Origin of the sequence: Klebsiella sp. EMBS2024, from assembly GCF_036233805.1 — a bacterium.
GTDB classification, from domain to species: Bacteria; Pseudomonadota; Gammaproteobacteria; order Enterobacterales; family Enterobacteriaceae; genus Klebsiella; species Klebsiella pneumoniae.
On record NZ_JAZARW010000001.1, the window covers coordinates 5,061,514 to 5,084,512 of the forward strand.

Annotated in this window: 25 protein-coding genes and 1 pseudogene (1 of these 26 cut by a window edge); 18 read left to right on the forward strand and 8 right to left on the reverse strand. The window is 58.9% G+C overall.

Annotated features, from left to right (window positions below; translation table 11 throughout):
• Positions 1–80, forward strand: a pseudogene (locus VZP09_RS23255) (hypothetical protein) (it extends 37 nt beyond the left edge of the window).
• Positions 81–409: 329 nt separating this feature from the next.
• On the opposite strand, the gene yjgA reads toward VZP09_RS23255, so the two are convergent.
• Positions 410–961, reverse strand: a complete 552-nt coding sequence (yjgA, locus tag VZP09_RS23260) for a ribosome biogenesis factor YjgA (protein ID WP_004192409.1) — start codon at positions 959–961, stop codon at positions 410–412.
• Positions 962–1,056: 95 nt separating this feature from the next.
• Here yjgA and pmbA point away from each other — a divergent pair, with 95 nt between their 5' ends.
• Both pmbA and cybC read left to right on the forward strand, forming a co-directional pair.
• Positions 1,057–2,409, forward strand: coding sequence for a metalloprotease PmbA (pmbA, locus tag VZP09_RS23265; protein WP_004152265.1), 1,353 nt, complete (start codon positions 1,057–1,059; stop codon positions 2,407–2,409).
• 36 nt (positions 2,410–2,445) lie between these two features.
• Entirely contained in the window at positions 2,446–2,832 is a 387-nt protein-coding gene (cybC, locus tag VZP09_RS23270; RefSeq protein WP_002886893.1) for a cytochrome b562, read from the forward strand.
• A 54-nt stretch (positions 2,833–2,886) separates the two neighbouring features.
• On the opposite strand, the gene VZP09_RS23275 is transcribed toward cybC, so the two are convergent.
• Positions 2,887–3,018, reverse strand: coding sequence for a hypothetical protein (locus tag VZP09_RS23275; RefSeq protein WP_004226752.1), 132 nt, complete (start codon positions 3,016–3,018; stop codon positions 2,887–2,889).
• A 103-nt stretch (positions 3,019–3,121) separates the two neighbouring features.
• Between VZP09_RS23275 and VZP09_RS23280 the strand changes: the two genes are divergently transcribed.
• From VZP09_RS23280 to VZP09_RS23335, 12 genes are all read left to right on the forward strand, one after another.
• Positions 3,122–3,460 carry a glycine dehydrogenase gene (locus VZP09_RS23280; protein WP_032415873.1) on the forward strand — a complete coding sequence of 113 codons (339 nt, stop codon included), beginning with the start codon at positions 3,122–3,124 and terminating at the stop codon, positions 3,458–3,460.
• Positions 3,461–3,470: 10 nt separating this feature from the next.
• Positions 3,471–3,833: an SFCGS family glycine-rich protein gene (locus tag VZP09_RS23285; RefSeq protein ID WP_002886895.1), complete on the forward strand. Its 363-nt coding sequence runs from the start codon at positions 3,471–3,473 to the stop codon at positions 3,831–3,833.
• Positions 3,834–3,835: 2 nt separating this feature from the next.
• Positions 3,836–4,135, forward strand: coding sequence for a DUF4312 family protein (locus tag VZP09_RS23290; RefSeq protein ID WP_002886896.1), 300 nt, complete (start codon positions 3,836–3,838; stop codon positions 4,133–4,135).
• Between the two features lie 21 nt (positions 4,136–4,156).
• On the forward strand, positions 4,157–4,933 hold the full coding sequence (locus tag VZP09_RS23295) for a DUF4311 domain-containing protein (protein WP_002886897.1): 777 nt from the start codon (positions 4,157–4,159) through the stop codon (positions 4,931–4,933).
• A 13-nt stretch (positions 4,934–4,946) separates the two neighbouring features.
• A complete protein-coding gene (locus VZP09_RS23300) occupies positions 4,947–5,591 on the forward strand; it encodes a DUF4310 family protein (RefSeq protein ID WP_004152267.1) in 645 nt (214 codons plus the stop codon).
• Between the two features lie 105 nt (positions 5,592–5,696).
• Positions 5,697–6,830 (forward strand): amidohydrolase/deacetylase family metallohydrolase, encoded by a 1,134-nt coding sequence (locus tag VZP09_RS23305; RefSeq protein ID WP_032415875.1) that lies wholly within the window; start codon positions 5,697–5,699, stop codon positions 6,828–6,830.
• The gene (locus VZP09_RS23310; RefSeq protein WP_032415877.1) at positions 6,814–7,932 is read left to right on the forward strand and encodes a DgaE family pyridoxal phosphate-dependent ammonia lyase; all 1,119 of its coding nucleotides are present in this window, start codon (positions 6,814–6,816) and stop codon (positions 7,930–7,932) included. Before VZP09_RS23305 ends, VZP09_RS23310 begins: the two co-directional genes overlap by 17 nt.
• A complete protein-coding gene (gene dagF, locus VZP09_RS23315; RefSeq protein ID WP_004186692.1) occupies positions 7,929–8,669 on the forward strand; it encodes a 2-dehydro-3-deoxy-phosphogluconate aldolase in 741 nt (246 codons plus the stop codon). Before VZP09_RS23310 ends, dagF begins: the two co-directional genes overlap by 4 nt.
• 66 nt (positions 8,670–8,735) lie before the next feature.
• A complete protein-coding gene (locus VZP09_RS23320) occupies positions 8,736–9,890 on the forward strand; it encodes a lactonase family protein (RefSeq protein WP_032415878.1) in 1,155 nt (384 codons plus the stop codon).
• A gap of 22 nt (positions 9,891–9,912) precedes the next feature.
• On the forward strand, positions 9,913–11,823 hold the full coding sequence (locus tag VZP09_RS23325; RefSeq protein WP_009486549.1) for a BglG family transcription antiterminator: 1,911 nt from the start codon (positions 9,913–9,915) through the stop codon (positions 11,821–11,823).
• 77 nt (positions 11,824–11,900) lie between these two features.
• On the forward strand, positions 11,901–12,143 hold the full coding sequence (locus VZP09_RS23330) for a type II toxin-antitoxin system RelB/DinJ family antitoxin (RefSeq protein WP_002886901.1): 243 nt from the start codon (positions 11,901–11,903) through the stop codon (positions 12,141–12,143).
• The gene (locus VZP09_RS23335) at positions 12,133–12,417 is read left to right on the forward strand and encodes a type II toxin-antitoxin system RelE family toxin (protein ID WP_004178374.1); all 285 of its coding nucleotides are present in this window, start codon (positions 12,133–12,135) and stop codon (positions 12,415–12,417) included. Before VZP09_RS23330 ends, VZP09_RS23335 begins: the two co-directional genes overlap by 11 nt.
• Positions 12,418–12,420: 3 nt before the next feature.
• On the opposite strand, the gene nrdG is transcribed toward VZP09_RS23335, so the two are convergent.
• From nrdG to VZP09_RS23355, 4 genes are all read right to left on the reverse strand, one after another.
• Positions 12,421–12,885, reverse strand: a complete 465-nt coding sequence (gene nrdG, locus VZP09_RS23340; RefSeq protein ID WP_004178375.1) for an anaerobic ribonucleoside-triphosphate reductase-activating protein — start codon at positions 12,883–12,885, stop codon at positions 12,421–12,423.
• A 328-nt stretch (positions 12,886–13,213) separates the two neighbouring features.
• Positions 13,214–15,352 (reverse strand): anaerobic ribonucleoside-triphosphate reductase, encoded by a 2,139-nt coding sequence (gene nrdD / locus VZP09_RS23345; protein WP_032415880.1) that lies wholly within the window; start codon positions 15,350–15,352, stop codon positions 13,214–13,216.
• A gap of 356 nt (positions 15,353–15,708) precedes the next feature.
• A complete protein-coding gene (locus tag VZP09_RS23350; RefSeq protein ID WP_002886905.1) occupies positions 15,709–16,452 on the reverse strand; it encodes a MurR/RpiR family transcriptional regulator in 744 nt (247 codons plus the stop codon).
• A gap of 2 nt (positions 16,453–16,454) precedes the next feature.
• Entirely contained in the window at positions 16,455–16,628 is a 174-nt protein-coding gene (locus tag VZP09_RS23355) for a hypothetical protein (RefSeq protein ID WP_328795431.1), read from the reverse strand.
• A gap of 84 nt (positions 16,629–16,712) precedes the next feature.
• Between VZP09_RS23355 and VZP09_RS23360 the strand changes: the two genes are divergently transcribed.
• The 3 genes from VZP09_RS23360 (at position 16,713) to celB (ending at position 19,798) form a co-directional block, all read left to right on the forward strand.
• Positions 16,713–17,021 (forward strand): PTS sugar transporter subunit IIB, encoded by a 309-nt coding sequence (locus tag VZP09_RS23360; RefSeq protein ID WP_328795432.1) that lies wholly within the window; start codon positions 16,713–16,715, stop codon positions 17,019–17,021.
• A gap of 90 nt (positions 17,022–17,111) precedes the next feature.
• Positions 17,112–18,419 (forward strand): 6-phospho-beta-glucosidase, encoded by a 1,308-nt coding sequence (locus tag VZP09_RS23365; RefSeq protein WP_004192387.1) that lies wholly within the window; start codon positions 17,112–17,114, stop codon positions 18,417–18,419.
• 26 nt (positions 18,420–18,445) lie between these two features.
• Positions 18,446–19,798, forward strand: coding sequence for a PTS cellobiose transporter subunit IIC (celB, locus tag VZP09_RS23370; protein ID WP_004177661.1), 1,353 nt, complete (start codon positions 18,446–18,448; stop codon positions 19,796–19,798).
• A 55-nt stretch (positions 19,799–19,853) separates the two neighbouring features.
• Here the strand turns inward: celB and treC are convergent, their stop codons facing one another.
• Both treC and treB read right to left on the reverse strand, forming a co-directional pair.
• Positions 19,854–21,509 (reverse strand): alpha,alpha-phosphotrehalase, encoded by a 1,656-nt coding sequence (gene treC, locus VZP09_RS23375; RefSeq protein ID WP_021463204.1) that lies wholly within the window; start codon positions 21,507–21,509, stop codon positions 19,854–19,856.
• Between the two features lie 51 nt (positions 21,510–21,560).
• Positions 21,561–22,979 (reverse strand): PTS trehalose transporter subunit IIBC, encoded by a 1,419-nt coding sequence (treB, locus tag VZP09_RS23380; RefSeq protein WP_102000088.1) that lies wholly within the window; start codon positions 22,977–22,979, stop codon positions 21,561–21,563.
• Between the last annotated feature and the right edge of the window lie 20 nt (positions 22,980–22,999).

The following is a 22,999-nucleotide window of genomic DNA, read 5'->3' on the forward strand; positions in this document are numbered from 1 at the left end:
GCAATAAACAAACGTATCGTCGTGTGGATGAGGGGACTCAGGCGATGCGACGGGAATCCCCCTGCTGGCGCAAGCCTTAGAGCTGGGGTGAAGGTAGGCCGGATAAGGCGNAGCCGTCATCCGGCACAACGACGGGAACGGAGCCTGGTACAGCTTGCCCGGCGGCGCTGCGCTTGCGCGGGCCTACGGTGTTGCGTAACCGTTTGATATACCGGGCTCTGTAGGCCGGATAAGGCGTAGCCGCCATCCGGCACAATGACGGGAACGGAGTCTGGTACAGCTTGCCCGGCGGCGCTGCGCTTGCGCGGGCCTACGGTGTTGAGTAACCGTTTGATATAGGGAACCGTAGCCCGGATAAGGCGCAGCGCGCCGCCATCCGGGAGACTATTGCGGGCAAAAACAGGGGGACTTAGCCTTCGTTTTCCGCCAGTTCACGCAGATACTGGAAGATCAGGCGCGCCGATTTCGGCGGCTTGTTGCCTTCTTTCTCTTTCTTCGCATTGCGGATCAGCGAACGCAGCTGCTGACGGTCAGCATCTGGCCACAGGTTCAGCACTTCAGCGACGGCGTCATCCCCGTCGTCAATCAGTCGATCGCGGATCTGCTCCAGCTTGTGGAACAGCGCAACCTGCTGGTTGTGACGGTTTTTCAGCTTGTCCAGCGCCTGACGAATCGGATCGACATCGCGGTTGCGCAGCATCTTACCGATAAGCTGCAGCTGGCGGCGGCGACCCTCTTTTTTGATTCGCTGGGCGAGTTCGATGGCGTCGCGCAGGTCGGTATCCAGCGGAATTTTATCCAGCGCGTTTTTCCCCAGGTCAACGAGTTCCGCGCCAAGACGCTTCAGTTCTTCCGCGTCGCGCTTAATTTCACTCTTACTGACCCAGATGATTTCATCATCTTCATCTTCAACGTTATCACCGGGCACGTCGTCGAGCCAGTCTTCGGGCTGCTTTGTCATCTCAGGCTCCTTAAAAAAAGAGGCTAATGTTACCAGTTAAGGCGCGCACTGAAAAACGGTTCTCTGTTAGACTTCAGTTAACTCCTTCTTACATTATGGCATTAGCAATGAAAGTCATCTCTCAAGTTGCACAGCAGCGTAAGACGCTGGAAGAAGCCGTTACCACGGCACTGGAACTGGCGGCAGGTAAATCTGACGGTGCGGAAGTTTCCGTCAGCAAAACCACGGGCATCGGCGTCAGCACCCGCTATGGCGAAGTGGAGAATGTAGAATTCAACAGCGATGGGGCATTAGGCATCACGGTTTACCATCAGAACCGCAAGGGCAGCGCCTCCTCCACCGATCTTAGCCCGGACGCCATCGCCCGCACCGTGCAGGCGGCGCTGGATATCGCCCGCTATACCTCCCCGGACCCGTTTGCCGGCGTAGCCGATAAAGATCTGCTGGCCTTTGACGCCCCGGATCTGGACCTGTTCCACCCGGCGGAGGTCTCCCCGGACGACGCTATCGAACTGGCCGCCCGCGCGGAGCAAGCGGCCCTGAAGGCCGATAAACGCATCACCAACACCGAAGGCGGCAGCTTTAACAGCCACTACGGCATTAAAGTGTTCGGCAACAGCCATGGCATGCTGCAGAGCTACTGCTCGACTCGCCATTCCCTCTCCAGCTGCGTCATTGCGGAAGATGACGGCGATATGGAGCGCGACTACGCCTACACCATTGGCCGGGCGATCGAGGATCTGCAGTCCCCGGAATGGGTCGGGGAAGAGTGCGCCCGCCGTACCCTGTCGCGCCTGGCGCCGCGTAAGCTGTCGACCATGAAAGCGCCGGTCATTTTCGCCAACGAAGTGGCGACCGGGTTGTTTGGTCACCTGGTCGGAGCGATTGCCGGCGGCGCGGTCTACCGTAAATCGACCTTCCTGCTCGATTCGCTGGGCAAACAAATTTTGCCGGAGTGGCTGACCATTGAAGAGCATCCGCACCTGCTGAAAGGGCTGGCCTCCACGCCGTTCGACAGCGAAGGCGTGCGCACCGAACGTCGCGATATCGTCAAAGACGGCGTGCTGACCCAGTGGCTGCTGACCAATTACTCAGCGCGCAAGCTGGGGATGAAAAGCACCGGCCACGCCGGGGGCATCCACAACTGGCGCATTAACGGCCGCGGTCTGAGTTTTGCAAAGATGCTTAAAGAGATGGGCACCGGTCTTGTGGTTACCGAACTGATGGGGCAGGGTGTCAGTGGCGTCACCGGCGACTACTCACGCGGCGCATCCGGCTTCTGGGTAGAAAACGGCGAAATTCAATATCCTGTCAGTGAGATCACCATTGCAGGAAATCTGAAAGAAATGTGGCGTAATATCGTGACCATTGGCGATGATATTGAAACGCGCAGCAACATTCAGTGCGGTTCTGTGCTGCTGCCGGAGATGAAAATCGCCGGGCAATAACACCTGTTTGCTTAAATAATAAAAAGGAAGTGAGCAATGCGTAAAAAACTGTTAGCGATGCTGGCTGTCTCTGCTTTTGCGCTCGGTTCAGCGTCGGCCTTCGCCGACCTGGGCGAAGACATGGACACTCTGGCAGAAAACCTGCAAGTGGTACAGAAGACCTCCGACGCCGGCGAGCTGAAAGCGGCGCTGAATAAGATGCGTACCGCCGCGGTCGATGCTCAGAAAGAGACCCCGCCGAAGCTGGAAGGCAAAGCGGCCGACAGCGCTGAGATGAAAGATTACCGTCACGGTCTGGATATTCTGATCGGCCAGATCGACGGTGCGCTGAAGCTGGCGAACGAAGGCAAGGTGAAAGAGGCGCAGGCCGCCGCGGAGGAGTTTAAAACCACCCGCAACACCTATCATAAGAAGTACCGCTAACCGTTCTTTTCGGGAGGCATCAGCCGATGCCTCCCACCTGAAAGCCTACCGATATCACATTTTTCCACTCTCTTTTTTCGGCCTTTCCGCTGCCGCGGGCGCCTTGTCCACGCTCATTGTTGTGATACATCTCACGCCATAGCCGTCGTTTTTACCTTTTCCCTGTGAATATGTGGGGTCGATCACCCCTGCCGCCTCCCTTTCCACTTCGAAGTGGAAAACAACTCGCTACAAACTCCTGACCCCCGGCGCTACTTTGGATTCCAGAGACATCAGCGGGGTAACACAAGTGAATAACGGAGCGGTAATAAACGACGTAGGGGAGCAGGCGGCGCAGACCGAACGCCTGGCTGACAAGATGTTACAGCAGGTATTCGCCCTGTTAAGCCGTCACGACATCGTCCCTAACGACGTTCAGGAGCAAATGCTGACTTCCCACGTGCGGGCCATGGCCCACCGGTCAATCAGCGGCGAACCGCTACCGGAAGTGGATGCCAGTCTGTTCGAAGAAATTTCTGAAGATTCAATGATGCTGGCCCGCGAAGTGGTCGCACAGTTCGGCGACCTGCCTGATGAAGAGGCCTGGCTGCTCTCCGTCCACTTCGAAGTCGCGAAAGATAACCTGTAAGGAGCAAAACATGGAACAAATCACCGTAGTCATTGGCGACCGTCTGGGTAAAGGCCAAAAAGTCGCCGCAGGCGCTGAAAAAGCGGGCGCACGTGCTGTGGTCGTCCCTGGCGTTGCGGCCGACATGAAGCTTGGCGACATAATGAAAGCGGAAAATGCCACCTTCGGCATCTCCTTCTGCGGCAGCGGCGGCGCCGGCGCCATCACCGCCCAGACCAAATACGGCTACAAAGCAAAATACGGTATGCGCTCTATTGATGAGGGCGTCACCGCTATCAACGAAGGCTGCAACGTGCTGGGCTTCGGCTTTATGGATAAAGAAGAGCTGGGCGAGCGGCTGGTAGAAGCCTGGAAAAAGAAATACGGCGCATAAGTATGAAAGAGCAATTCACCACCACGGTGAGGGTTGCCGGCAAAGGCGAAAGCAAATCACGGGCCTTCGCCGATGCCCTGAACCATGTGCAGGCTGCGGTGATGAAATCATCCTCGCGCATCCTACTGCGTATTGAGCCACAGGACGTGACGGTTGTTCATGCGCGCGAAGCGGTACGAAAAGAGGCGTTTCTGTTCTTCTTTTTGCGCCGTGAACGACGGACCTACAGCGTGGAGCTGGACGTCACCGTCAACGTGACCGCCATCGATCTCGATAAAGTGGATTTCGTCACGCAAACCTGATTGTTAGCATAAGGTCTGACTATGTTCCTGATAATTTTAATAAAATCGCTTATCATCGGCGGCCTGGTCGGCGTCGGCGTGGGCGCCGGAGCGGCACGCATGTTTCATGCCCCCACCACGCAGGGGATGGGGGCGTTTCGAACCCTGGGCGAGCTGAATTCCTGTGAGGGCGATCCGGCCTCCCACTTCTCCTTTGGCCTTGGCTTCTTCTTTAACGCCTGGGCCTCTTCCGTTGCAGCAGGCTCCTTCACCCAGGATGTTGACCACCGCATTATACCCAACTGGGGCGCGGCGGCGCTGATGCTGAAAAATCGTAACGTCGGCGAAACGCTGCACGATCCGAAAAAAATGGCCATCTCCTGCGGCATCATCGGCATGATTGTCGTCGCCTTCCTCAACCTGACCGCCTCGTCCGTACCGGAAGCGCTGCAGGTGACCGCCGTTAAGGTACTGGTGCCGGCGGCAAACCTGCTGGTAAACACCGTGATGCCGGTGATCTTCTGGCTGGCGGCGATCGATGCCGGTAAAAAATCAGGCTTCTGGGCGACGATTTTCGGCGGCGCCGCGCAGCTGATTATGGGTAACGCCGTACCGGGTCTGGTGCTGGGGATCCTGATCGGTAAAGGCGTCGAAGAGAGCGGCTGGAACCGGGTGACTAAAGTGATGATGGTGGCCATCGTCGCGCTGTTTGTCCTCAGCGGCTTCTTCCGTGGCTTCGACATGAAGATGATCGAATCCTTCCATCTGACCGTGCCGAACTGGCTGGACATGATCCACAACTCACTCAGCGGCAAGTAACGGGAGCCGGATAATGGAACAGAATAAAGGTTTTTGGTATGCCGACTGGTCGTTCCCGATCTTTGTTGGCCTGCTCTCCTCCGGCGTCTTCGCCGGGACCCACATGTACTACCTGTACGGCATCGGCGCCTTTAACGAAGTAGCCTTCGTGGCGATGCTGAAGTCGGGGATTGATACCGGCGTTTACGGCGCGGTGGCGGCGTTTGGCGCTAGCTTCCTGTTCGCCCGCATCATCGAAGGGTCGCTGGTAGGGATCCTCGATATCGGCGGCGCGATACAGACCGGTATCGGTCTTGGCGTGCCGGCGCTGCTGCTCGGCGCGGGCTTTGTCTTCCCGGTGGCGAACTTCGCCGCGTCGCTGGTCACCGGCCTGGTCCTCGGCCTGGCGGTGGGCTACATCATCATTCTGGCGCGTAAGTTCACCATCAACCAGAGCGATTCCACCTACGGCGCCGACGTGATGATGGGGGCCGGTAACGCCTCCGGCCGCTTCCTCGGTCCCTTGATCATCCTCAGCGCAATGACCGCCTCGATTCCTATCGGGATTGGCTCGCTGGTTGGCGCACTGCTGTTCTACATCTGGCAGAAACCGATCACCGGCGGCGCCATCCTCGGGGCGATGATCCTCGGTTCCATCTTCCCGGTGGCGATTAGCTAAGCGCCCGATGGTGCTGCGCTTATCGGGCCTACAAGCCAGCGCGGTTTGTAGGCCGGATAAGGCGGTACGCCGCCATCCGTACACTCTTTTCATCAGGAGATAGCTATGTTTGATTTACTCCTGCGCCGCGCGCGCCTCGTCGACGATACCCTGACTGATATCGCCATTCAGGACGGGAAAATCGCGGCGCTGGGCGAGATTAGCGCGCCCTCCCGTAAAACCATTGAGCTGAACGGCAAGGCTTACGTCAGCGCTGGCTGGATTGACTCTCACGTTCACTGCTACCCGAATTCACCGATTTATCACGATGAGCCGGATAGCGTCGGCATCGCCACCGGCGTCACCACCGTGATCGATGCCGGCAGCACCGGCGCCGACGACGTCGATGACTTCTATCAACTGACCCGTAAAGCGGCGACGGAAGTTTATGCGCTGCTCAACATCTCCCGCGTCGGGCTGATTGCGCAGAATGAGCTGGCCAATATGGCCAATATCGACGCCGCCGCGGTGAAGCAGGCGGTGCAGCGTCATCCCGACTTTATCGTCGGCCTGAAGGCGCGGATGAGCAGCAGCGTGGTGGGCGAAAACGGCATTACGCCGCTGGCGCGCGCCAAGGCCATTCAGCAGGAAAACGACGATCTGCCGCTGATGGTGCACATCGGCAATAACCCGCCGAACCTCGATGAAATCGCCGATCTGCTGAGCAGCGGCGACATCATTACCCACTGCTATAACGGCAAGCCGAACCGCATTCTGAATCCTGCCGGCGAGCTGCGCAGCTCTATTACTCGCGCTCTGCAGCGCGGCGTGCGTCTCGATGTCGGCCATGGCACCGCCAGCTTCAGCTTTGAGGTGGCGCGGCGGGCGATTGCGCTGGGCATTCTGCCGCACACCATTAGCTCCGATATTTACTGCCGCAACCGGATCGACGGCCCGGTGCGCTCGCTGGCGCTGGTGATGTCGAAATTCCTCGCCATCGGCATGACGCTGCCGCAGGTGATTGACTGCGTGACCGTCAGCGCCGCCGAAGGGCTGCGCCTGTCGCGTAAAGGGCGGCTGGAAGTGGGCTTCGACGCCGATTTAACGCTATTTCGCCTGGTGCACCGGCCCACGCTGCTGGTGGATGCTGAAAAAGAGAGCCTGCAGGCTGACAACATTCTGGTGCCGCTGGCCGCGATCCGCGCGGGCAAAGGCTATCTGACCGAACAAGGGAGCGCGGAACATGCCTTCGATTTTTGAGAAATACCATTTAAAACAGGTGATTAATACTTCTGGCCGCATGACGGCGCTGGGCGTTTCCACGCCGCGCCCGGAAGTGGTTGAAGCCGCGATGGCCGGTATGAACCAGTACTTTGAAATGAAAGACCTGGTGAATAAAACCGGCGAGTACATCGCCAAACTGTTGGATGTGGAAGGGGCGACCGTTGTCTCCTGCGCATCGGCGGGGATTGCCCAGTCGGTAGCGGCGGTGCTGGTGAAAGACAGCGACTGGCTGCTGGAGAACCTGCACGTTACGCCGATTGAGAATAACGAAATCGTGTTGCCGAAGGGCCACAACGTCAACTTCGGCGCGCCGGTTGGCACCATGGTGGCGTTGGGCGGCGGTAAGCTGGTGGAAGCGGGCTACGCCAACGAATGTTCTGCCCAACAGCTGGCGGCGGCGATCACTCCGCGCACCGCGGCGATTCTGTACATCAAATCCCACCACTGCGTGCAGAAAAGCATGCTCAACGTGGCGCAGGCCGCGGAAGTGGCGCGCCAGCATAACGTACCGCTGATCGTCGATGCGGCGGCGGAAGAAGATCTGCAGTGCTACTACCGCATGGGCGCCGACCTGGTTATCTACAGCGGCGCGAAAGCGATTGAAGGGCCGACCAGCGGGCTGGTGATTGGCAAAACGCAGTACGTCGAGTGGGTTAAGCGCCAGTCGATGGGCATTGGCCGGGCGATGAAAGTGGGTAAAGAGGGCATTCTCGGCCTGACCTGCGCCATTGAACACTACCTGACGGCGAGCAAAGAGAGCGGCGAGCAGATGGTGGCGAAGATGACGCCGTTTATCGAACAGCTCAACGCGCTTAACGGCGTGACCGCGCGGGTGGTGTGGGACAGTGCGGGCCGTGATATCGCCCGCGCCGAAATTAAATTTGATGAAGTCACGACCGGCGTGAATACCGGCGATCTGGTTAACGCGCTGAAGCAGGGCGAATACGCCATCTACTTCCGCGGCTATAAAGCGAATGAAGGCATTATCGAAGCCGATGTCCGCAGCGTGAACGCGGAGCAGCTGGCGGTGGTCGCTCGCCGCATCGCAGAAGTTCTGAATAAGGAGAAACAAGCATGAAATTGACCCCAAACTTTTACCGTGACCGCGTGTGCCTGAACGTCCTGGCGGGCAGCAAAGACAACGCCCGTGAAATTTACGACGCGGCGGAAGGTCACGTCCTGGTCGGCGTGCTCTCCAAAAACTATCCGGACGTCGCCAGCGCGGTGGCCGATATGCGCGACTACGCGAAGCTGATTGATAACGCGCTCTCCGTCGGGCTGGGGGCAGGCGATCCAAACCAGTCGGCGATGGTGAGCGAGATTTCTCGCCAGGTGCAGCCGCAGCACGTCAACCAGGTCTTCACCGGCGTGGCTACCAGCCGCGCGCTGCTCGGGCAGAACGAGACGGTGGTCAACGGCCTGGTCTCTCCCACCGGTACGCCGGGAATGGTGAAGATCTCCACCGGCCCGCTGAGCAGCGGCGCGGCGGATGGCATTGTGCCGCTGGAAACCGCCATCGCGCTGCTGAAAGACATGGGCGGCAGCTCAATCAAATACTTCCCGATGGGCGGCCTGAAGCACCGCGTCGAATTCGAAGCCGTCGCTAAAGCCTGCGCCGCGCACGATTTCTGGCTCGAGCCGACCGGCGGTATCGATCTGGAAAACTACAGCGAGATCCTGAAAATCGCCCTCGATGCCGGGGTAAGCAAAATCATCCCGCATATTTACAGCTCGATTATCGATAAAGCCAGCGGCAACACCCGCCCGGCCGATGTTCGCCAGCTGCTGGAGATGACCAAACAGTTAGTGAAGTAGTGCCCTTGTCCCTCACCCTCAAAGGGTGAGGAGCAGCTTATCCCACTGAACCATCAAGGAGTTGCTATGCCTGTCGCTCGTCATCTGCTTGTCGCTTCACTGTCCCTGTTTGCCGCCGCCGCGGGCGCCGCGCAAACCCACTATGCCTGGGTAGGCACCTATAACCCCAATGGCGAAGGTCTGTATCGCTTTACCGTCGATGCCAAAACCGGCGCCCTGCGCGATAAGACGCTGGTGAGCTCGTTGCCGAACGTCGCGCAATTAACCGTGTCGCGCGATGGCAAAACGCTGTATGCCGCCAGTGAGGTCGAAAAAGGCGTGGTGCAGGCGTGGCGCATTGAAAAGAACGGCGAGCTGACCGCGCTCAGCCAGGTCGCCTCCGGCGGCGCCGGGCCGGTGTATCTCTCCCTGACGCCGGACGGTAAGCATCTGCTGGTGGCTAACTATGTCAGCGGCAGTATCGCCGTGCTACCGGTGCAAGAAGATGGTAGCCTGGCTGAGGCGGTGGACAGGCATCAGGATGAAGGCCCGGCAGGCGCCGAACGCCCGGCGGCGGCCGTCGAGGGCAGCTTCGCCATCAGCGATCACAACGGCCCGCATGCCCATATGATCGCCGCCGATCCCAGCGGGAAATACGTTTACTCTACCGATCTGGGGCTGGATCGGATCTATCAGTACCGGCTGGATAGCGCCAGCGGCAAGCTAACGCCGAACGATCCGCCGTTTATCGCCGCCTCGTCGCCGGGAGTCGGCCCGCGCCACTTCGTCTTTACGCCACAGGGCGACGGCCTGTGGCTGATTAACGAGGAAGCGTCGACGCTGACCTTCTATCATCTGGATAAGCAAAGCGGCCTGCTGCGTGAAGGCAAAACTGTCTCCGCGCTGCCGGAAGGGTATAAAGGCACCAGCTTTGCCGCCGGACTTGTGTTGAGCAACGATGGCAAACAGCTATATGTCGCCAACCGCCTGCATAACAGCATTGCCCACTTCACGGTGCTGGCCGACGGCAGGCTGAGTCACCAGGAAGATATCTGGACGCGTGGCGATTATCCCCGCACCCTGACGCTGGATAATCAGGGGCAGTGGCTGTACGTCATGAACCAGCGTAGCGATAATATTACCCGCTTCAGCGTGGCGCCGAAGGATGGCAAATTAACCTTTGCCTCCGACTATACGCCGGTCGGTAGCCCATCGCAGATGGTGATATCCGCCCAACCCTGAGCCGTAATTACAAGGAACTGACATGCGATTTCCCAACCAACGCTTAGCGCAACTCTTCACCCTGCTGCGGAATGAAACGCTGCCGCAGGATGAGCTGGCGCAACGCCTGTCGGTTTCCACCCGTACCGTGCGCGCCGATATTACCGCCCTGAATACGCTGCTGGCGCAATATGGCGCGCAGTTTATCCTTAACCGCGGCAGCGGTTATCAGCTGAAGATAGATAATCCGACGAGTTTCCAGGCGCTGGAGGAGACCGCGCCGAAGGCGCAGCACGTGCCGCGTACCGCCCAGGATCGCATCACGTTTCTGCTGGTGCGTTTCCTGACGTCGGCGTTCTCTATCAAGCTGGAAGATCTGGCGGATGAGTGGTTCGTCAGCCGCGCCACGTTGCAAAATGACATGGTTGAGGTGCGCGAGCGCTTCCAGCGCTATCAGCTGACTCTTGAAACCCGCCCGCGCCACGGCATGAAGCTGTTCGGCAGCGAGGTGTCAATTCGCGCCTGCCTGACCGACCTGCTGTGGGAGCTGACCCAGCAAGGCGATATCGCGCCGCCGATCGGCGCCGAGGCCTTTGCGGCGGAGGTGCCAGCGCTGCTGGAGCCGGTGCTGCAGGAGACGCTCACGCGGCATCATATTCGCCTCACCGACGCCGGCGAGCGCTTTGTCTGCCTGTATGGCGCGGTGGTGGTGCGCCGCGTCAGCGAAGGCTACCCGCTGGCCGAATTCAGCGCTGAAGATGTGGCGCAGAACGTCCGCGACGCCGCGCGCGAGCTGACGGGCGAGCTGCAGCGGCTGGCCGGGAAACCTTTATCGCCCGCCGAAGAAGAGTGGCTATGCGTGCATATCGCGGCCCGTCAGGTGCAGGATGTCGATCCGGAAACTATCAGCGCCGACGATGATGAAGCGCTGGTCAATTACATCCTGCGCTACATCAACAGCCAGTATAATTACAACCTGCTGGACGACGCCCAGCTGCATGCCGATCTGCTGACCCACATTAAAACCATGATCACCCGGGTGCGCTACCAGATCATGATCCCCAATCCGCTGCTGGATAACATCAAACAGCACTACCCGATGGCCTGGGATATGACCCTGGCCGCGGTCTCCAGTTGGGGGAAATATACTCCGTACACCATCAGCGAAAACGAAATCGGCTTTCTGGTGCTGCATATCGGCGTTGGGCTGGAGCGCCACTACAACATCGGCTACCAGCGTCAGCCGCAGGTGCTGCTGGTGTGCGATACCAGCAATGCGATGGTACGGATGATCGAGGCGATCCTGCAGCGTAAATATCCGCAGCTGGAGATCGCCGCTACCATCTCCCAGCGCGAGTACGAACAGCGGGACGCGATCGAGGCGGATTTCGTTATCTCAACGGTGCGGATCGGCGAAAAAGACAAGCCGGTGGTGACCATCGCGCCGTTCCCCACCGACTATCAGCTGGATCAAATCGGCAAGCTGGTGCTGGTGGACCGTACCCGTCCGTGGATGCTGAATAAGTACTTCGATGCCGCCCACTTCCGGGTGGTTGATAAGCCGATGGATCAGCAAACGCTGTTCGCCGAGCTGTGCCAGCAGCTGCTGGAGGAAGGCTTTGTCGATGCGGAGTTTCATGCTTCGGTGGTGGAACGTGAAGCGATCGTCAGCACCATGTTGGGGGATGGCATTGCGCTGCCGCACTCCCTGGGGCTGCTGGCGAAAAAGACGGTGGTTTATACCGTTATCGCCCCGCAGGGCATCGCCTGGGGCGACGAAACCGCCCATCTCATCTTCCTGCTCGCTATCAGCAAGCGCGAGTATGAAGAGGCGATGGCGATCTACGATATTTTCGTGACTTTCCTGCGCGAGCGCGCCATGAGTCGCCTCGCCGCGACCCGCAGCTTCGATGAGTTTAAAACGGTGGCGATGGAGTGCGTCAGCCGGTTTTGAGAGGCGTTTTCCAGATTCGAGTGTAATTCAAATGTAATGCTATACTGCATTACAAAATTCCCCTTTCNGGAGGCATAATGGCCACGCTCAATGTTCGACTGGACGATAAACTCAAAAAAGAGGCTTATGCCGTGCTGGAGAAACTCGATATGACACCAACGGAGGCGGTACGCCTGCTGTTTCAATACATTGCTGAAAATGGCCGCATGCCGGTGAAAAGTATGACCATCAGTGATGGCGAAGCGGCGTTATTACGCACCGTTCGCGAACGGCTGGAAAACCCACGGCCGGGGGTTAAGGTGAGTCTGGATGACCTATGAACTGGAGTTTGATCCACGAGCCTGGCGCGAATGGCAGAAGCCTGGCGAGACGGTCAAAAAACAGTTCAAAAATAAGCTCCAGCAGATTGTGCAGAATCCGCGAATTGAGTCGACCAGGCTGAGCGATTTACCGGATTGCTACAAAATCAAGCTTAAGGCGTCAGGTTATCGGTTGGTGTATCAAGTACGAGATAGTGTGGTGGTGGTTTACGTTATTGCCATTGGCAAAAGAGAGAAAGCGGCCGTTTATCATCAGGCGAATAAACGGCTCTAAACGCTATCGCAAATGATGTACGACCTGGTTGCTGCTGCCGCGCCAGATAAGCGCCGGATCTTTTAAATCCTGCACAAACTTACCGTCAACCAGCACGTTAATCAGGTTCACCACCTGCATTTGCGCCTCATTCAGCTCATCCAGTTTATAGCCGGTCCAGACCCAGATATCTTTGCCGGGGCATTCGGCGCGTACGCGCTGAACCAGCTTTAAAATATCCGCGACGTTCTGCGGATGCAGCGGATCGCCGCCGGAGAGCGAAAGCCCCTGGCGTTTGATGCGGGTGTCGTTGAGGTCGGCGATGATACGGTCGGCCATCTCAGCGGTAAACGGCATACCGGAGTTCACCCGCCAGGTGCTTTTGTTGTAGCAGCCGGGGCACTCGTGGACGCAGCCGGAGACAAACAGGGTGCAGCGGGTGCCGGGGCCGTTGACGATGTCGACGGGGTAGTACTGGTGATAATTCATTTTCACTTCTCAATTAACGCCAGAGCGGCGTTGGCTGCGCTCACTCACCCCGGTCACGTACTGAATGTACGCTCCCGGGGATTCCTTCGTTTGCCGCCTTGCTCTGACGTTAATTGCTTTGCGAAAACGGAGGTGCTGTGCATTTGTAAAGGGAACGGCTCCCGGCGTCGCTGCGCTCGCCCAGGCTACGAAAAGCCGCATACGCGGTTGTAGCCCGGATAAGGCGCTATGCGCCGCNATCCGGGAACGGCTCCTTAGTGGCCAAACGGCTACGGGGCCGGTCCCTTCTCCCCGTTGGGGAGAGGGGGAGGGGCTAAACCAGCTGGAATTAACCAATCTGCCCATTGCCCAGGTGCTTCACGCGGCGCTTCACTTCTTCCTGCTTGCCGGCGTTGAACGGCCGCGCGTCCGGGCTGCCGAGATAACCGCACACCCGGCGGGTAACGGAAACGCGGGCGGCGTCGTGGTTACCGCATTTCGGGCAGGTAAAGCCCTTGCTGGTGCACTCGAACTCGCCGGTAAAACCGCACTCGTAGCACTCATCGATCGGCGTATTGGTCCCGTAGTACGGCACGTGCTGATAGCTGTAATCCCACACGTCTTCCAGCGCCTTGAGGTTATGCTGGATATTCGGGTACTCGCCGTAGCAAATGAACCCCCCGTTGGCCAGCGGCGGGTACGGCGCTTCGAAATCGATCTTGTCGTACGGGTTGACCTTCTTCTCCACGTCGAGGTGGAAGCTGTTGGTGTAGTAACCTTTGTCGGTTACCCCTTCCACCACGCCAAACTCGGCGGTGTCGAGACGGCAGAAGCGATCGCACAGGTTTTCGCTCGGCGTGCTGTACAGGCTAAAGCCGTAGCCGGTTTCTTCCTTCCACAAATCGACGGCGTCGCGCAGGCGCTGGACGATGGCTACGCCTTTTTCACGCAGCGCCTCGCTGTCGTACATATGCTGGTTGCCGTACAGCGCATTGATGGTTTCATGGATACCGATATAGCCCAGAGAAATGGACGCGCGGCCGTTTTTGAAGATCTCGGAGACGTCGTCGTCGGCTTTCAGCCGCACGCCGCAGGCGCCTTCCATATACAGGATCGGCGCCACGCGAGCCTTCACTCCTTCCAGGCGGGCGATACGGGTCATCAGCGCTTTGCGCGCCAGCTGCAGGCGCTCGCCCAGCAGCGCCCAGAAGGCGGCTTCATCGCCTTTCGCTTCCAGGGCGATGCGCGGCAGGTTGAGACTGATCACGCCGAGGTTATTGCGTCCATCATGCACCTGCTCGCCGTTCTCGTTTTCCCATACCCCGAGGAAGCTGCGGCAGCCCATCGGCGTTTTAAACGACCCGGTGACTTTCACCACCTGATCGTAGTTGAGGATATCCGGGTACATGCGCTTGCTGGCGCACTCCAGCGCCAGCTGTTTGATGTCGTAGTTCGGGTCGCCGAACTTATGGTTCAGGCCGTCGCGGATCGCGAACACCAGTTTCGGGAACACCGCGGTTTTGCGATTTTTACCGAGGCCGGCAATGCGGTTGCGCAGAATCGACTGCTGGATCAGCCGCGATTCCCAGCTGGTGCCAAGGCCGAATCCGAAGGTGACGAACGGCGTCTGGCCGTTGGCGGTATGCAGTGTGTTAACCTCATACTCCAGCGACTGGAAGGCGTCGTAGCACTCTTTTTCGGTACGGGCGCGGGCATAGCCTTCGGCATCCGGGATCTGCCACTCTTCGGCGATTTTGCGATGCTTTTTGAAGCTTTCGCTGACGAACGGCGCCAGCACTTCATCGATGCGGTTGATGGTGGTGCCGCCGTAAATATGGCTGGCGACCTGGGCGATGATCTGCGCCGTCACCGCGGTGGCGGTAGAGATAGACTTCGGCGGCTCGATCTCCGCGTTGCCCATCTTAAAGCCCTGGGTCAGCATGCCTTTCAGGTCGATCAGCATGCAGTTGAACATCGGGAAGAAGGGCGAGTAATCGAGGTCATGATAGTGGATCATGCCGCGCTCGTGGGCCATCACCACATCGTGGGGCAGCAGGTGCTGCCGGGCGTAGTGCTTGGCGACGATCCCGGCCAGCAGGTCGCGCTGGGTCGGGATGACTTTACTGTCCTTGTTGGCGTTTTCGTTGAGCAGCGCGGAGTTGGTCTGCTCGACGAGGCCGCGGATCTCCTGATTGAGGCGGCCGCGCTTCTCACGCTGGCTATCGCGGTCATGGCGATACTCAATGTAGGCGCGCGCCAGCTGCTTATAGGGGCCGGACATCAGCTGGTTTTCCACCGCGGTCTGGATCTCGTTGATGTCGACCTGGGCGCGGCCCTGCATTTGTTGGCTAACGACTTCTGCGACGGTGGCGCAATAGTCTGCGTCATCGACTCCCGCTGCTTTAGCTGCACGCAGAATTGCTTCCTGAATGCGCTCTGAGTTGAACGGCACTTTACAGCCATCACGTTTCATCACATGCGGTGTCATGATCACTCCATATATAGAACAGGTTATCCACAGAGGCGGAGGTTATCCCGAAGGCGCTGCACGCTACGGCTCGTGCTGTTTACCTTCGGATCCGGCCCGTTTTATCCACATCTCATCACCGCCAGACATCGACAAGATATGGTGACATAATAGACGATTAATACAACATGTTGGGCCGAGGCGCATTTTAAGTTCTATATGTAGTGATTTGCATCAAAGATGTTTGCGATTTTATTGACCCAGAACAAGGTAAAAAGGTGAGAGTACGGATGATGGGCGCTGGCGATAAATGTAAATTTAGGCGCTTAAAATATAAGCAAAAATCGAGCCCGTTCAGGCATGAAACGGGCAAATATTCAGGCAATCAACGTATCGTTAAGCAGATCGACCAGCAGTAGCAGGGCATAGCGAGCCTGCTGCGGGTCAGCGGGCAGCGGCAGGATGGCGCTGGCCATATCGCCAAGGGCGTGCTGTTCCGGCGTCAGAGCAATAATGGTCACTCCCTGCGTACGCGCCTGCAAAGTGGCGCTTTGCAACACAGGGTTGGCCTCGGCAGTGGCCAGCACCAGCAGCAGATGATCGTCATTGAGGGTGCTGGCGGTCAGCCGCATCAGCGCCGCATCCTGGCAGAGATTAATCGCGATGCCGGAGGGCAGTAGCTGATGCTGGAGCAGCGCGGCCAGCGTCACGTCCTGGGCGCCAAGGGCGAAGCAGTGTACCGCACGGGCGCTCAGCAGGCGCGATTTACACTTTTCCACCGCCGCTTCCGCGGTATGGCCGAGCTGACGAGTTAGGGTAACGCCAAGGCTGCTAAGTTTGTCGCGCCAGGCGACGGGCAGGGCGGCGCTGTCCGGCGTAAGCCAGCTGGCGCGCCGTTCGCTGGCCTGCGCCAGCTGTTTACGCAGATCACGAATATCATCGCAGCCCACCGAGCGGGCGAAGCGGGTAATGGTGGCTGGGCTGACCCCCGCGCTGGCTGCCAGCTCGTCAATAGAGGCGCTGGCGGTAAAGCTTAGATTTTGTAGAATAAAGGTGGCGACGCGCGACTCCTGGGCACTAAAGCGGCGCATTCCTTCCTGCAGCTGACCTACGATATCCATCCTCATGTTCCCTTTGGCAAAACCCGCATTTGAAAATATTTTTCAATTATCGACTGTCTCTCTTTATAGCACTCACGCCNCATATTTCCTATGGTCAGAGCAGTAAAGGGTGACGCCCTGGCGATAAAAATGCGCAAAAATTGAGCCTCGATCACATCGGTGAAAATTATTTTCATATAGCCTTCACTATCACACAATATTAACAATATAGTCGTCCAGGCCCTGAGGGCTGAAGCGATAACACGTAAAGGGGAAGCGCAATGCCACGAATCGTACTCTGTTGTGCCGCAGGCATGTCGACCAGCATGCTGGTGAACAAAATGAAAGCAGAAGCCCAGCAGCGTGCGCTGGCGATGGAAATCTATGCGGTGGCGGTGGCGGAATTTGAACGCGAATTGCCACACGCCGACGTCATCCTGCTCGGGCCGCAGGTTAAATATGAAGCCGGACGGCTAACCGCGCTGGCCGCGCCGCAGGGCAAGGCGGTGGCGGTGATCGATATGGCTGACTACGGCATGATGCGCGGCGCCGCGGTGTTGGATAAAGCGCTAGCCCTGCTCGAACACTAATTTTCTCATCCCGTTTTTCATCATCATCACGTGCGGTCCTGGCGATCGCGCGCGGCGCTCTGTATGCCGAAAATCCGAAAAGAGGACACTATGCAAGCACTGAAAATTGCCGTTATCGGCGGCGGCAGCAGCTACACGCCGGAGCTTATTGAAGGGATTATCGTTCGTTACGAGCAGCTTCCGGTTACAGAGCTGGCGCTGGTAGATGTCGAATCCGGCCGGGAAAAGGTGGAGATCATCGCCGCGCTGACCCGGCGGATGCTGAAACATAAAGGGCTGGAGCAGGTGGCGGTCAGCGTCCACTTTACGCTCGATGAGGCCATCCGCGGCGCCAGCTTTGTGCTGACCCAGCTGCGTGTCGGACAGCTGGCGGCGCGCGCCGCCGATGAGCGGCTGGGTCTCAAGTACCACCTGCTGGGCCAGGAGACCACCGGCGTCGGCGGTTTTGCCAAGGCGCTGCGGACGATCCCGGTGATCCTTGAGGTGGCGCGCAAAGTGGAACAGCTGGCGCCGGAAGCGTTCATTCTCAACTTTACTAATCCGGCGGGGATCGTCACCGAGGCGGTCAGCCGCTACAGCAAGGCGAAGATCATCGGCCTGTGCAACGTGCCGATCAACATGCAGCACATGATCGTCGGGATGCTGGGCGCCCAGGAGTCCGAAGTAAAACTGCGCTTTGCCGGGCTCAACCATATGGTTTGGGTGCATAAGGTGCTACAGGGGCGCGAGGATGTCACCGGCAAGGTGATCGACATGCTGTGCGACGGTAAGGCGCTGTCGATGAACAACATTAAAGAGCTGCCGTGGCCGGCGGAATTCCTGCGCGCGCTGAAGGCGATTCCGTGCCCCTATCATCGCTATTTTTGGCTGACGCCGGCGATGCTGGCGGAAGAGATCGCCGCGGCGAAAACCAAGGGCACCCGCGCCGAACAGGTGATGAAAGTCGAGCAGGAGCTGTTTGCGCTGTACGCCGACCCGCAGCTGGAAGAAAAACCGGAGCAACTGAGCTTTCGCGGCGGCGCCTACTACTCGGAGGTGGCCGTCGAGCTTATCAACGCGATCTACAACAACCTGGGCGCGGAGATGGTGGTGAATACCCGCAACAACGGCGCGATTCATGGCCTGGATGATGATGCGGTGGTGGAAACCAACAGCATTATTGATGCGCAAGGGGCGCGGCCGCTGGCGTTCGGCCCGCTGCCGCCGGCGATGAACGGCCTGACCCAGCAGGTGAAAGCCTTCGAGCGGTTGACGATTGAAGCCGCGGTACACGGCTGTCGCGAAAGCGCACTGCTGGCGCTGGTGACCAACCCGCTGGTCGGTAACGTCACCGATGCCCAGGCGCTGCTGGATGAAGTATTAACCATCAACCGTCAATGGCTGACGCAATTTAACTGACCGCTATTTCCCCTCGGGAGCACACCATGTCGAATACAAGCTGGATTGAACGTTACGTCATGCCGGCGGCGCTGAGAATCGCCGGGCAAAAGCACGTCCTGTCGGTGCGCGACGGCATCATTCTCAATATGCCGTTTATGTTGATTGGCTCATTCTTCCTGATTTTCGCCTACCTGCCGATCCCCGGCTATGCCGACATGATGAGCGGCCTGTTTGGCGAGGTCTGGCGCGATAAAATGCTGTACCCGGTGAAAGCGACCTACGACATTATGGCGCTGATTTCCAGCTTCGGCATCGCCTACCGGCTGGCGGAGAAGTATCGCACTCTCGATCCGCTGAGCGCTGGAGCGATGTCGCTGGTGGCCTTCATGATGACGATCCCGCAGAACACGCTGTTTACGCCGGTACACGGCGCGGCGGAGGTGATTAAAGGGGTGATCCCGGTGAGCATGGTCGGTAGCCAGGGGCTGTTTGTCGCCATTGTCATTTCGCTGCTGTCGACGGAGATTTATCGTTTGGTCGCCAGCCGCAATCTCGTTATCCGCATGCCGGACGGCGTGCCGCCGGCAGTGGCGAAATCTTTCCTCGCCCTGATCCCCGGCTTCTGTGTTCTGGCGGTGGTGCTGGCGCTGCGCCTGGCGGTCGAGGCCTCGCCGTTCGGCGACATCAACAGCATGATCGCCACCCTGATTGGTATTCCGATGCACCACGTCGGCGGTACGCTGCCGGGCATGATTATTTCAGTCATTTTGATTGGTATTTTGTGGACCCTGGGCCTGCACGGCGACGCGATCGTACTGGTGTTTATCCAGCCGGTATGGCTGTCGAATATGTCAGAGAACCTGACGGCCTTCCAGAACGGTCAGCCGATCCCGCATATCATTACTCAGCAGTTTTACGATCTGTGGATTGCCCCCGGAGGTACCGGCGCGCTGCTGGGGCTGGTGATTTTTATGTTGCTGCGTAGCCGTAGCCAGCAGATGAAGCAGCTGGGGAAAATTGCCGCGCCCGGGGCATTGTTTAACATCAGCGAGCCGATGGTGTTTGGCATCCCGCTGGTGATGAACCCGTACTTTTTTCTGCCGTTTATTTTAACGCCGGTGCTGCTGGTGATCGTGTCCTATACCGCGATGGCGACCGGGCTGGTGGCGCCGCCCGCCGGAATCGCGCTGCCGTTCACCACGCCGATCTTCATCAGCGGCTATCTGGCGACCGGAGGGCATATCTCCGGCACGGTGCTGCAGGTGGTGAATTTAGCGATTTCGCTGGTGGTCTACTATCCGTTCTTCCGCGCCTGGGATCGGCTAAAGGCCAAAGAAGAGCACGCCTCGGCGCAACCCCAAGCGAGCGCTGCGATTGCTGATGCCGACCGCGCATAACTTCCAGCCTGACGAATCGTAGCCCCGGTGAGCGTTGCGCCACCGGGGAAAAGCGTTATCCCTGCAGCCACCATATCGCTTCGAACGGCCGCAGCGTCAGCCCGGTCGGGCGCGGGGTGGTCTCGGCATAGTTGCTGATGATCATCTTCCACTCGCCCGGGGCCTCAGCGGGCTGCCAGGCCTGCAGCTCGCGGCTCAGGTTAGCGGCGACTACCAGCGTTTGCCCCTGCCACTGACGACGATAGCACCACAGCGACGGATGCTCCGGCAGCAGATCCTCGTAATCACCCCAGGTCAGTAGCGGCAGGGTTTTACGCAGCGTAATCAGCTGCTGATAGGTATAAAACACCGAATCGGGGTCCGCCAGCGCCGCCTCGACGTTGATCTCCTGGTAATTATCGCCAAGGCCGATCCACGGCTCACCGTCGCTGAAGCCACCGTTCTCGCCGGCGTGCCACGGCATCGGCGTGCGGCTGTTGTCGCGCGACTTGCTGGCGAGGATCGCCAGCAGTTCGTCCGGGCTTTGCCCCTGCGCCGCACGTTCGATAAACATATTGTGGCTTTCGACGTCACGGTAATCGCTGATGCTGCTGAAGTGCGGATTGGTCATGCCGATCTCTTCGCCCTGGTAGATATAGGGCGTGCCCTGCATGCCGTGCAGCACCATCGCCAGCATCTTCGCCGCCGTCACCCGGTACTCGCCTTCGTCGCCAAAGCGCGACACGATGCGCGGCTGATCGTGGTTACACCAGAACAGCGCGTTCCACGCCCGATTGTGCATTCCCTGCTGCCAGTGGCGGAACAGCGCCTTCAGCGCCACATAGTCCGGGCGGGCGAGGGTCCATTTCTCTCCGCCGGGATAATCGACCTTTAAATGGTGGAAGTTAAAGGTCATCGACAGCTCGCGGCCGTCCAGCGCGGCGTACTGCTGGCAGTGCTCCAGCGAGGTGGAGGACATCTCGCCGACGGTCATCAGGTTACGCGGGGTGAAGACATCGCGGCTCATCTCCTGCAGGAACTCATGCACCCGCGGGCCGTCGGTATAGAAGCGGCGGCCATCCCCGTCCAGATCGCAGGGAAAGGTCTGGTCTTTTGAGATCAGGTTGACCACGTCGAGGCGCAGACCGTCGACGCCGCGGTCAGCCCAGAATTCGCAGACCTTTTTCAGCTCGGCGCGCACCGCCGGATTCTCCCAGTTGAGATCGGCCTGCTCAATGGCGAACAGGTGCAGATAATACTGCCCGCTGTCGGCGTGCCACTGCCAGGCGTTACCGCCAAATTTGGAGCGCCAGTTGTTCGGCAGGGCGTCCGGTTCGCCATCGCGCCAGATATAGAACTGGCGGTAGGGACTCTCCTTATTCAGCGACTGACGGAACCATTCATGTTCGGTCGACGTGTGGTTCAGCACCATATCCAGCACGATGCGGATGCCGCGGGCCTTTGCCTCCGTCACCAGGGCGTCAAAGTCGGCCATCGTGCCGTAGGAGGGGTCGATGGCGGTGTAGTTCGCCACGTCGTAGCCGTTATCTACCTGCGGTGAGACGTAGAACGGCGTCAGCCAGATGGCGTCGACCCCAAGCTTTTGCAGATAGTCGAGGCGGGAGGTGACGCCGCGCAGGTCGCCGGTACCGCTGCCGGTGGTATCCTGAAAACTCTTCGGATAGATTTGATAAATAACGCCGTTTTGCCACCAGTGGGGGAGATGATTCATAGTACTTTCCTGCTGCAACGAGGGGCGCCAAAGGCGCCCCGAAAGAAGAAGTTAGACAATCTGCAAGGTGCCCTGACGGTACTTGCGCTGATACACCACGCTGGTGAGGATAATCGGCACCACCACCGCGATAGCCATCGCCATGGCGTACACCTGCCAGTAGGTAGGCTGGATGGAGAGGATCCCCGGCAGGCCGCCGACGCCGATGCCGTTCGCCAGCACGCCGTTCAGGCCGCACAGCAGGCCGGCGAGGCCAGAGCCAATCATTGCGCACAGCATCGGGAAGCGGTATTTCAGGTTGATACCGTACATCGCTGGCTCGGTGACCCCGAGATAGGCGGAGATCGCCGCCGGTACCGAGATTTCACGTTCATTCTGCTTGCGGCTGGCGATGATGATGCCGACCACCGCCGACGCCTGGGCAATATTCGACAGCGCAATCAGCGGCCACACCGGGGTACCGCCCATGCTCTGGATCATCTGCATATCGATAGCGAGGGTGGTCTGGTGGACACCGGTAATCACCAGCGGCGCGTAGAGGAAGCCGAACAGCGCGGCGCCGATCGGCGCGAAGCTGCCGGTTAACAGATGGCGTACCGCGAAGGCCACGCCGTCGCCGATCAGGCGGCCGAACGGACCGATAATGGCGTGCGCGAGGAACACCGCGAGGATCAGCGAGCAGACCGGGACAATCACCAGGTAGAGGTAGTCAGGCACGATGCGCTTGAGGCGCGTCTCGATAAATCCTAAGGCCAGGCCAGCCAGCAGGGCCGGGATCACCTGCGCCTGGTAGCCGACTTTGGCAATGGTAAACAGGCCGAAGTTCCACACCTCCGGCACCTGCTGGCCGAGGAGATAGGCGTTCATCAGCTGCGGGGAGACGAGGGTGACGCCAAGGACGATCCCGAGGATCGGCGTGCCGCCCATCTTCTTCACCGCTGACCAGCAGATCCCCACCGGCAGATAGAAGAAGATCGCCTCGCCAATCAGCCACAGGAAGTCATAGATGGTTTTCAGCGATGGATACATCTGGGCCAGCGTCTGGCCATTGCTCATGGGCAGGTCGCCGATAACGTTGCGGAAACCGAGGATCAGACCGCCGCTGATCAGGGCCGGCAGCAGGGGAAAGAAGATCTCGGCGAAGTGCGAGATTAACTGTTCATGCCACTTCATATTTTGCCGCGCGGCCCGCTTGACCTGCTCTTTGTCGGCGGAGGTCTGGCCGGTGGTCGCCAGCAGGGCCTTGTAGTAATCGCCCACCTCGGTGCCGATGACCACTTGGAACTGGCCGGCGTTAGTGAAGCATCCCTTCACCATGCGCAGCTGCTCAATCTCTTTTGGTCTGGCGATGGCCGGGTCGTTCAGCACAAAGCGCAAACGGGTAATACAGTGGCTGACGGTGGCGATGTTACCGCGCCCGCCCACCAGTTCGATCAGTTTATCGATGTCCTGCTGGTTTACTTTGCTCATGATGAAGCCTCAAAAACAGA

Excerpts from the sequence above, each read along its gene's own strand:
- yjgA (WP_004192409.1), bottom strand. The coding sequence starts at position 961 with ATGACAAAGCAGCCCGAAGACTGGCTCGACGACGTGCCCGGTGATAAC.
- pmbA (WP_004152265.1), top strand. The coding sequence starts at position 1,057 with ATGGCATTAGCAATGAAAGTCATCTCTCAAGTTGCACAGCAGCGTAAG.
- cybC (WP_002886893.1), top strand. The coding sequence starts at position 2,446 with ATGCGTAAAAAACTGTTAGCGATGCTGGCTGTCTCTGCTTTTGCGCTC.
- VZP09_RS23285 (WP_002886895.1), top strand. The coding sequence starts at position 3,471 with ATGGAACAAATCACCGTAGTCATTGGCGACCGTCTGGGTAAAGGCCAA.
- VZP09_RS23290 (WP_002886896.1), top strand. The coding sequence starts at position 3,836 with ATGAAAGAGCAATTCACCACCACGGTGAGGGTTGCCGGCAAAGGCGAA.
- VZP09_RS23295 (WP_002886897.1), top strand. The coding sequence starts at position 4,157 with ATGTTCCTGATAATTTTAATAAAATCGCTTATCATCGGCGGCCTGGTC.
- VZP09_RS23300 (WP_004152267.1), top strand. The coding sequence starts at position 4,947 with ATGGAACAGAATAAAGGTTTTTGGTATGCCGACTGGTCGTTCCCGATC.
- VZP09_RS23305 (WP_032415875.1), top strand. The coding sequence starts at position 5,697 with ATGTTTGATTTACTCCTGCGCCGCGCGCGCCTCGTCGACGATACCCTG.
- VZP09_RS23310 (WP_032415877.1), top strand. The coding sequence starts at position 6,814 with ATGCCTTCGATTTTTGAGAAATACCATTTAAAACAGGTGATTAATACT.
- dagF (WP_004186692.1), top strand. The coding sequence starts at position 7,929 with ATGAAATTGACCCCAAACTTTTACCGTGACCGCGTGTGCCTGAACGTC.
- VZP09_RS23320 (WP_032415878.1), top strand. The coding sequence starts at position 8,736 with ATGCCTGTCGCTCGTCATCTGCTTGTCGCTTCACTGTCCCTGTTTGCC.
- VZP09_RS23325 (WP_009486549.1), top strand. The coding sequence starts at position 9,913 with ATGCGATTTCCCAACCAACGCTTAGCGCAACTCTTCACCCTGCTGCGG.
- VZP09_RS23330 (WP_002886901.1), top strand. The coding sequence starts at position 11,901 with ATGGCCACGCTCAATGTTCGACTGGACGATAAACTCAAAAAAGAGGCT.
- VZP09_RS23335 (WP_004178374.1), top strand. The coding sequence starts at position 12,133 with ATGACCTATGAACTGGAGTTTGATCCACGAGCCTGGCGCGAATGGCAG.
- nrdG (WP_004178375.1), bottom strand. The coding sequence starts at position 12,885 with ATGAATTATCACCAGTACTACCCCGTCGACATCGTCAACGGCCCCGGC.
- nrdD (WP_032415880.1), bottom strand. The coding sequence starts at position 15,352 with ATGACACCGCATGTGATGAAACGTGATGGCTGTAAAGTGCCGTTCAAC.
- VZP09_RS23350 (WP_002886905.1), bottom strand. The coding sequence starts at position 16,452 with ATGGATATCGTAGGTCAGCTGCAGGAAGGAATGCGCCGCTTTAGTGCC.
- VZP09_RS23360 (WP_328795432.1), top strand. The coding sequence starts at position 16,713 with ATGCCACGAATCGTACTCTGTTGTGCCGCAGGCATGTCGACCAGCATG.
- VZP09_RS23365 (WP_004192387.1), top strand. The coding sequence starts at position 17,112 with ATGCAAGCACTGAAAATTGCCGTTATCGGCGGCGGCAGCAGCTACACG.
- celB (WP_004177661.1), top strand. The coding sequence starts at position 18,446 with ATGTCGAATACAAGCTGGATTGAACGTTACGTCATGCCGGCGGCGCTG.
- treC (WP_021463204.1), bottom strand. The coding sequence starts at position 21,509 with ATGAATCATCTCCCCCACTGGTGGCAAAACGGCGTTATTTATCAAATC.
- treB (WP_102000088.1), bottom strand. The coding sequence starts at position 22,979 with ATGAGCAAAGTAAACCAGCAGGACATCGATAAACTGATCGAACTGGTG.